Genomic DNA, 1,287 nt, shown 5'->3' on the forward strand with positions numbered 1-1,287 from the left:
ACCCGAAGTGCTTGGCAAAGTTGCTCACCTGCTGGAGATACACGCGTTGCGTGTTGGCCGCGAGGTTGCGCACGCGCATATCCTCGATCATGCGTCGACGTAGGGGTGTCATGGTGGACTCCGCTCTGAATGGTCACGGCAGCAAATTGCACTGCCATCGTCGCACTCGAGCAGAGGGGCCCTGCAGATGATCCCGGAGCCGATGTCGCTGGCCAACCACCACCTCCCGCTTCAGCGGGTTAGTTCAATCCTTCTTATCTCACGCTCGAAGAAGACGTCGGTTCGAAAATCACGAGAGATTTTCTGATTAAATTAATCTGGAATGCGACATATGTTTTGAAAATCACGGCTGAAACTCGTTCGTTCAGAGAGACTGAAATCGCACGTCGACGCGCCCTCTTGCGAAGACTTCCGCCCCGAAGCACCACCCCTCCGATGGCCAGATTCTGGAATCTGAAGCCGACGCCGCGTGCGAGCGCAAGCGCCAGACGCTCAGCAAGTTCGCCTCGCTGTGCGGCAGTGAGATGTCAAAAGAGCAATACGACTCCAGTTGCCCCAGCCATGCGCATGGGCGCCGTACCCACCTGCCTGAAGACAAGGTTTTACGCCGCTGCCCGCGTTTGGTGGTGAAAAGGCGGAGGACCGTTAGTCGCATTTCAAGGTCCGCGATGAAGGGCGGCAGCGAATGGCGATTTGACATCGGCCGGTAATGTCGAAAAAGTGCGTGCGGTGACGGACGCCCCGCAGCCGTCAACCCTTGTGCACGCCCCGCCGCGATATTCACAACGGTCAGCAAGTCGTGACGACCCCCACCATGGCCGCTACTTAGGTGCCGTGGTAGGCGTCGCGTTGGTAATGGTGCGTGGGTCGCCGGCAGGAAGCGGAGCATCCATCAGGAAGATCAGCAGGCAACGGGGCACCGTGAATCGTTCAGACTGGCCTGGTCTGCGAAACACCGGCGAGATGCAGGATCTTTGCTGCGACCCTGCGGAAAAACGCGTCGTCCCGTTCTTTCTGGGCAGCATCATCATGCGACGCGATGCTCGATCAGAATACCGCGGCGCTTCATGATTTCCTGAGTACACAACTTGCGTTCGAGGTAGTCAGGATCGTCGGCACCCATCGTCTCGATGACGACACGGTGCGGCCGTGCCGCAACGCCAGCGGCTGCCACCGATCGGAACGTCAGTTCAAAGTCGGGTCGGCACCACTGGCTCGGCGCGTCGGTCTGCCTCACTTCCCGATCAAAGAGCGGTTTCCAGAGCGTCACCTCAACGCCGTGCTTTT

1 pseudogene is annotated in these 1,287 nt (G+C 59.0%); it reads right to left on the minus strand.

The features are described from left to right. Positions 1–1,027: 1,027 nt before the first annotated feature. Positions 1,028–1,287, minus strand: a pseudogene (locus tag M3I54_RS44280) (hypothetical protein); the annotation flags it as partial.

This window comes from Paraburkholderia sp. CNPSo 3274, from assembly GCF_024206475.1.
Classification (GTDB): domain Bacteria; phylum Pseudomonadota; class Gammaproteobacteria; order Burkholderiales; family Burkholderiaceae; genus Paraburkholderia.